The sequence below is a fragment of the Desulfobacter latus genome (assembly GCF_013389365.1).
Lineage (GTDB): Bacteria > Desulfobacterota > Desulfobacteria > Desulfobacterales > Desulfobacteraceae > Desulfobacter > Desulfobacter latus.
Window position 1 is genome coordinate 4,800 of sequence record NZ_JACADJ010000030.1, and the last position, 6,634, is coordinate 11,433.

At 42.9% G+C, this 6,634-nt stretch carries 2 protein-coding genes; both read left to right on the forward strand.

Going from position 1 to position 6,634, the window contains the following annotated elements; genetic code table 11:
• A partial coding sequence (locus HXW94_RS09910; RefSeq protein ID WP_218576658.1) for a dockerin type I repeat-containing protein occupies positions 1-1,116 on the forward strand: 1,116 nt, incomplete at its 5' end.
• 212 nt (positions 1,117-1,328) lie between these two features.
• A partial coding sequence (locus HXW94_RS09915) for a M23 family metallopeptidase (protein WP_178366744.1) occupies positions 1,329-6,634 on the forward strand: 5,306 nt, incomplete at its 3' end.

Below are 6,634 nucleotides of genomic sequence, written 5' to 3' on the forward strand. Positions count from 1 at the left end.
AGCCGTGTCATTGTCACAGGCGAAATGGCACCGACAACCACACCGATTGTTAACAGCAACAATTTATCGCTGTCCGGCAATGCGTTGATCAGCCAGGGCAACTGGAAATATGACCTGATCTTGGACTCCCTCTCCGGCGACTGGACATTACAGCAGGACCAGGTTGTGGATCAAAACCTTTACTTGGCATCCTCAACCCTGGATCTCAACGGTAAGACCTTGACCGTCAAAGGCGACTTGATCCACTCCGGCGGCACCCTGACGGTCACCGGCGGCACCCTGGTGGTTGACGGGGACTACCGGATCCAGACCGCTTCGACGGATGCCCAAGGGGCGACGACATATAAATACTCTTCCGGCACACTCAACATGACCAACAGCGCTGACAACGTCCTGGTACACGGCAACTTTGTGATGGATTCGTATTACGGTCATGGGGCTCTTTTAACTTCCGGAACGCTGGAAGTCAAAGGCGATTTCACCCAAAAATCAACTGTTTCCAGCTCAACTGCTAAGGATTATATAAATTTTCAAGCCACTGGTACACATCGGGTTTTGTTGAGCGGTACGGCCAAACAAACGGTCTCTTTTAGCACAGCATCTTGTAACCGTTCCCATTTCAATATTCTGGAAATTACCAATGACACGAATGCAGGGATACTCTTTTCAACCGGCGTAGTTATCACACAACTCTTTAATCATCACTTGAACGATTTCACCATTTCTTCATCAAGCCAATTCCCGGATTATGATCTGGATGAAATCCTTGATCATAATGACCCGGATCCTCTCAATACGTATACTTGCGACCATGAATCCCTGAAAACACTGTATCGGGATTTTGATAATGACGGATATGGCGACAGCAGCAGAATAATGTACTCATGCACCAGCCTTGAAGGGTATGCTGAAAATATATATTCAAGCTCAAAATTTGAAGCCGGTGATATTAACTGTGATAATGAAGTAAACATGGTGGATTCTGTTTTGGCATTGAAACTTCTGTCTGGAAAAGGAGCAGATATACATGATAATAGGGCCGCAGATATGAATAAAGACGGAAAAATTGGAATTGAAGAAGCGGTTCACATCATAAATTTGAATAAAAATCGGTGAAAAATAAAAATGGGCCTTGGTCATATTTTAGGCCATACGAGTTTCCGGCAGGTTGGGTTGAGGAACGAAACCCAACACCGATAAGTTGTTGGGTTTCACTTCGTTCAACCCAACCTACGTTGTGGCCGATCTTATGACCAATCCCAGCCCGAAGTTATGATCAAACCTAATAAATGCAACCGTTGCGGTCATAGGTGTTAAAGGAGCTTGTTTTGCATAAAAAAACTGTATATTTATTTTGTTCAGCATTAATTTCCATATTTTTTCTCTTTGCTAATTTTCTTTATGCTTCAGATTATTATGGTGTATCCATAGATAATATTGCAGATACTGTTGAAAAGGCTGCAGCACATGATGATTATTCTGAAACTGAGTTTCATGATATTATCGACTCAGAAGGCTGGCTGGACGACGCATATATTACCAAGGAGTTGTTAGAAACTAAAGTAAATTATTACTCAACCCATGATGATGGCTTAAATGTAACCATAGGAGATCTTCTGCTTCCACTATATGTAAGATATAAGATCGCCCTTGAATTCTATTATGGTAAAAATCTTTTAGAAGTATTTTCTGATCAAAATATTATTAATGCATGGTCTCATGTTATTGAGAGATCTGAGGAAATGGAAGCCTTGGCTAACATGATGATTGTCCTGAAAGAGTATACTGAATCAGCAAAATCTAAATCTGATTTTTATAATTGTATTGGCGCTATTGATTTAATAAAAGATGGAGTGCCAAGTCTAAAAGAATTTGGTGAATATCTTACAGGAGAGCTGCTAAACGGTACGCATGCTGGTGATCTGTTTTCTCTCTATGGTTTTCTTACCGGACCGACGATTCTTTCCGCACCTAGTGCTGTTAATGCTATTATTGATTTAACAATCAGTGCTATGGACTCGGTTCTTGGATATACTGACCTTCGGCAAGCCTATTTATTCTTTTATATTGGTCATACACTTTTCAACAATGGTTTTTCTCAAACATGGCCTAATTCTGCAAATAATGATCTGCTTGATATGATGGCTAAGGCAGCATCTGGAAATTTTGATTCAATTTACAACAGGTGTAATCGCTGGCACACTAGACCCTATGATATCGGTTATCCTTACAAAGGAGGCTATGTAATCGACAATGACCTTGGCGGATTTAGTGAAATACCCCTTGAACCTTTCAGCGAAGATACATTTTATGAAGAGTGGGGAAAAATACTTTTCCATGATAGTGTAAATGACAGTATCGTTCAGGAGCATACAGAAAAAGCAAAAAACTATTTAATGTTTTTGGAAAGTGTATTTCGCGACTTTTATGAAAACGAGGATTCTTTTCATATTTCACTTGAAAATGCACTCAGTGAAATAAAGGTACCCGATGTTCGAAATGAATCTTTTTTGGGCTCATCAATGTGCGAACAAACCGGTTATTTGGACTATAGACCTTTTCCTGAAATTGATTCTGATTCTCTGGGCAAATGGAAAGATGCAATGGGCAAAATTGCCCATCATTACGCCCGTCAAATATCTCATATGTTCATGGGAAAAAAGGCCAGCTTTAATTTTAATGGAAACGCATATTGGATCGGAAGAGGTTTGGGTGTCTCATTTATAAATGATTCCAAAGGGTTAACTATTGCATTAACGAATTTAAAAAGCAAATTTGACGAAGATTATACAGCTCCTATTTCAGATAGTGACAGTGCTTCCGCCATGATGCTTGGTTTTAACGGCGGATGGCGTCAACATTTTCCAGAGTTTGATTTAATTGTCAGGCCGGATTTGAATGTTGTAAAATTAGATCGATGGCTGGGATATATTCGTAATTTTTACAATGCTGAAAGTGCAGATAACCCGGAGAAAAAAAACAGCGATCTATTAGGCTTTCCGATTAACGATGCTCAAACTGCAACGGATAACACCGGTGATACCTATGCTTATCAATACTTTGATAAAGGTGTCGTATTTGCAAAAAAATTACCGATGTTAAGCTGGGCTGCACCTGGGATGCAAATTTTTAAACCTGTAATCAATGGTCTCCCCGATGGAGACACTGTTCTTCAAGGCCCTTACCAGCTTTCAGTTTCTTTGACACCGCCCGAAGTAAACATGGCTCTGGATGGTAATCTTCTTTTTGGCGATATAACGTACAAATGGACACTTAATGATGAAGTTGTCAGTAATTCATCAAATATTGATATTGAACTGCCTGCAGGCACCAATGATTTGATTATTGAAATGATTTCGTCATTGGGCAGTCGCTGGGTTAGACGTTATAAATTTGACGTTTCAAATGACGCAAATCTAATGCCCGCTAATTTGCAAATTGATATTCAACCTGCATCACCTGCCATTGGTGATCAAGTCACATTAACAGCATCAGCAGATGATCCTTCCGGCACCGGACTCAGCTATGTATGGACCCATCCGGACGGATCAAAAGTTACATCAACCACCACCACATATACACAACCGGACCAGGCTTATCAAGTACAGTTGGAAGTATCTAACTATCATGGCACCCTCATTCGTTCAACTACGACCGGTGCTGCCAACGGTGGTATAGCCGGTGTAGATATTATAGGGCCTAATGCCATCCGGGAAAAAGAAAACGCTTACTATTCGATTGAGGTCACATATGTTAACGGAACAATCGAAAAAATTGCACCGATGGGTAACTGGTCGTATGACTGGCTGTACAACGACAGCATCAATATATATTTAGCAGCTGACGGTAGGTTATGGGTCCCGGAAGTTCCTCAGGAAACCCGGGTTAACCTGACCTTTGAATATGAAAATGAAACTTTTTGCCGCTCTGTGTTTGTAAAAAAAACATCGGCTGCCATAAGTGAAACAGAACTGAATACCGTTGTCCCCTGTAATAGCGAAGCATCCACTAATTTTCCAAGCTACAATATCAGTGATAATGCTACTGATAATCAAAAGATAGCCTGTTATTTATTTAATAAACAATATGGTGAACTTGATGGTGAAAATGGTGTTTTCTACAATTACAATAACTGGGGTGACAATCCCGAAGATTATGGAGGGATTGGCCATTCCGGGATTGATATGCAAACCAAAAATGTTGCAGGCGGCAATCCCGACAATTACCTTGAACCCTTTTATGCGGTGACAAGCGGAAAAGTATTTGCAGCGGAAAATAATTCAACTTACAACCGCGTAGTTGTTTATGACGCAGTCAAAAACATCAGTGTTATTTATCTTCATGCATATCAGACAGAGGTTTCCGTTGGCGACTATGTAGCCGTTGGTGATCGTTTAGGAATTCAGGGGGCACAGGGGACAAACGACGCTTGGCATGTCCATGTTGAAGTTCGGCCAGGGCAGACGACTTATGCATCCTATACGAAAGATGGTACTTTAAACCCGATTCCATATATTTTGTCTTATCTGGAGGATGTGACTATTTCCGAAGAGACTGAACAGATTGTTTCCTTTGTCGAAATTTCCGGTCCAAGAACAGTCGATGAATACGGTACGGCCCAGTACCAATTTGCCCTGCTGTACGAAGACGGCAGCAGTGAGGTTGTTTCAGCCGCTGACTGGCAGGTTGATGACAGCAGCAGCGCTTCCATAAACAGCAGTGGTTTGCTGTCCGCATCTGGTGTTGACTACAGTACATCAATTAATCTCACTGCCGATTACCAGGGATATACTGCCACCCGTACTGTTGTAATATCTGACCAGGGAACTTATGTTCCACCTTCGACAACACTGGCGTTGGCTTCTTATACGGCAACATGTGGAATCGACGGCAGTGTCTACGTTAGCACGTTCCGACCATCAGGAACTGAGTGCTCCGATTACTACTCAGACACAACCCATTATTTTACTGTTGGTGTATTAGATTCCAACATTTCAGAGAATGTTGTGCTAAGTAGTGGGACTCTGGACACGGAAGGGGAAACAATTGTTATTGATGGCAATCTGATCGTCAATGGCGGCACTGTTAATATCAATGGCGGAGAATTGGTTGTCAGGGGGGATCTTATCCAATCTTCCGGTTCAATCGACATCAACAACGGCACCCTGATCGTCAAAGGGGATCTGCGGATTCAAACCCCGGATGCGGTCCAGGACAGTGGCTATAGCTACAGCAACGGTTACTTTCGTATGAACGATGCCAACGATTATGTACTGGTCTATGGTGATTTTGTCTCAGACACCTGTAAACACAATTACAATTATGAATATTTTTCAGCAGGTGTTTTGGAGGTCAAGGGGAATTTTGTTCAGCAAAGCACATCTCCAGACAGTTACGCCCCCTATTCTTTCAGAGCAACAGGCACGCACAAGGTGATTCTGTCTGGGAGCAGTCAGCAGACAGTTAATTTTGACGACCCCACCGCATCTCACTTTGCAGCCCTTGCAATAACAAACAACTCAAGTACCGGCGTCGACGTCACTACGGAATGCCGAGTAGATGTTGACCTGGCCGCAACCGATACGCCTGTCCTGCACCCGGAAAACATATTCCTTTACTCCTCGGCTATCATCAGTGGTGGAGCCTGGGATTATGATTTACGCGTCGGCACCTCCTGGAGTTTGCAGCAGAACCAGCTTGTCCGGGGGAATTTATATGTAGAGGCTAATCTTTATTTGGGAGCTCATACGCTGACGGTAGAAGGAGACCTGATCCAATCAGCCGGTTCTTTGGACATCAACAACGGCACCTTGATCGTCAAAGGGGATCTGCGGATTCAGACGCCGGACGAGATCCAGGAGAGCGGCTATACCTTCAGTACCGGTCGCTTCTACATGAACGATGCCAGCGATTACGTGCTGGTGTATGGGGATTTTGTTGTGGATAGCAATGCCTTTAACACTAGCTCCGAATATTTTGCCGCCGGGGTCCTGGAAGTCAAAGGCAATTTTGTCCAGAAAAGTACGTCTACGGACAATTATACCTCCTATTCTTTCAGAGCAACAGGTACCCACAAGGTAATATTGGCCGGTTCAACGCTCCAGACAGTCAGGTTTGAGAACCCCAGTTCTTCCTATTCTCATTTTAATATTCTGGAGATTACCAATGCGTCTGAACAGGGGGTCGTATTCAGCACACCTTATAGTGCGGTGGAAATGTTGGCAACTAGCAGGAGTGACCTGAATCCCATGACCATATCCGTAATGAGCTGGACGCTTGAAACAGACCACGAGATAAAAGGACGGCTGGATCTTAAAGATTCTACCTTGGATCTTGCAGGCCATACCCTGACAATTGATGGTAATTTCATCCATTCAGGAGGAATCTTGAATGTCAATGGCGGAACCTTGATCGTCAAGGGGGACTATCTAGTCCAGACAGATAATGAAGGCGGAAGTTATACCTACAGCAGCGGGATATTAAAAATGCTCAACGCCGCAGATACAATTCAGGTTGACGGCGATTTTGTAATGGACAGCACTAAAGATCATGACACTTACCTGACGGCAGGCACCATGACATTAAAGGGCGATTTTACGCAAAAATCCACGTATGTAAGCTATTATTCCAACGA